The 1,355-nt window shown below is 66.2% G+C and carries 1 protein-coding gene; it reads right to left on the bottom strand.

What is annotated here, in order from left to right; all coding sequences use genetic code 11:
• Positions 1-1,310: EAL domain-containing protein (locus AC4FAH_RS03125; protein ID WP_490245631.1), on the bottom strand; the 1,310-nt coding region annotated here is incomplete at its 3' end.
• Positions 1,311-1,355: the final 45 nt, after the last annotated feature.

The following is a 1,355-nucleotide window of genomic DNA, read 5'->3' as shown; positions in this document are numbered from 1 at the left end:
TCGAGCAACTGACGCTCGATCGGCCCGTTGCCCGGCAGGCGCGTCAATGGGTTGGCCTCCTCGGCGCTCGCCACCTGCAGCTCCGTGATGATGCGCAGCAGATCCAGGGTGCGCCCCAGTCCCTGATAGCGCCCGCCCCGCGTGATGATGAAGTCCTCCTCGCGATCGCTGCCTTCGCGGCCGGTCACCTTGGCCGAGACGCGCTCCAGCGTCTCATCCGCCTCGACACGCAGCGGACTGCTCTGCATGACCTCGTGGATCATACGACGCGCATGCAGTTCCGGCCCGAAGCGCTGACTCAGCAGCCCCAGCAGGCGATGGCGGATGATCAGGCCCACCGGTCGTTGTTGCTCATCCACCACGGCCAGCGACATCACCTCCTGCTCGGCATGCAGACGCTGGGCGACCTCATTGACGGTGGCATCCTGCTGCACCGGCGTCACGGCGCGCGCCAGACTGCCGATGCTGCGGCCAGGCGGCGGGCGCTGCTGCAGCCTGCGACTCAGATGGCGCAGATGCCGGTCGAGCGCAGCGCGTTGGCCAAGCGGGTCGGCCTCGGCCGGCGCGAACAACCAGCCCTGCAGGTAGTCGGCCCCCAGCTGGCGCACGCACTCCATTTCCGCCTCATGCTCGATTCCCTCGGCGATCACCTGACTGCCACTGCCGTGGGCGATATCGATGATCGAGCGCACGAAGCGCCGCTTGAGCGGGTCGGCATGGATACCACTGATGAAGTGACGGTCGATCTTGACGAAATCCGGCTGCACCGACGACCACAGCTTGAGGCTGGCATAGCCCTCCCCGAGATCATCCAACGCGATGGCGAAGCCCATCGATTGATAATGGCTGACGGCTTCCCGCATCAGCGCCGAATCCAGCCCCGGCGTCTGCTCGGTCAGCTCGATCACCACCTGATGCGGACGCAGGCCGAAGCGCCGCAGCAGGCGACGCGTCAGGCCGGGCGAGTGGGCGCCATCCAGCAGCACATCGGGAGACACGTTGATGAACAGCCGCTCCGTCAGGCCCAGCGTCGACCACTGCTCGAGCGCACGCTCGCGACACAGGCTGTCGAGCTCCACCAGACGGCCGTGCTCGCGCGCCGCCGAGAACATCGTCAGCGGTGAGGCCAGTGGCCCTGCGGCACTCCCACGCGCCAGCGCCTCATAGGCGAAGACCTCACGGCCGTTGGACGACACGATGGGCTGGAAATGCATGCTCACCTGGCGCAGACGCAGCAACGCCTCCAGTGCATGACGGGATTCGACGACAGGCTGGCCATGAGCGGCTTGCAGGGACGGGGATGGGAGCATGTCAGAATCTGAACATGCTGATATGACAGAGGGATGACAAAGGTG

The sequence above is a fragment of the Cobetia sp. genome, from assembly GCF_983723665.1.
The sequence above is the reverse complement of the archived record's forward strand: the minus strand, read 5'-3'. Positions and strand labels throughout refer to the sequence as shown.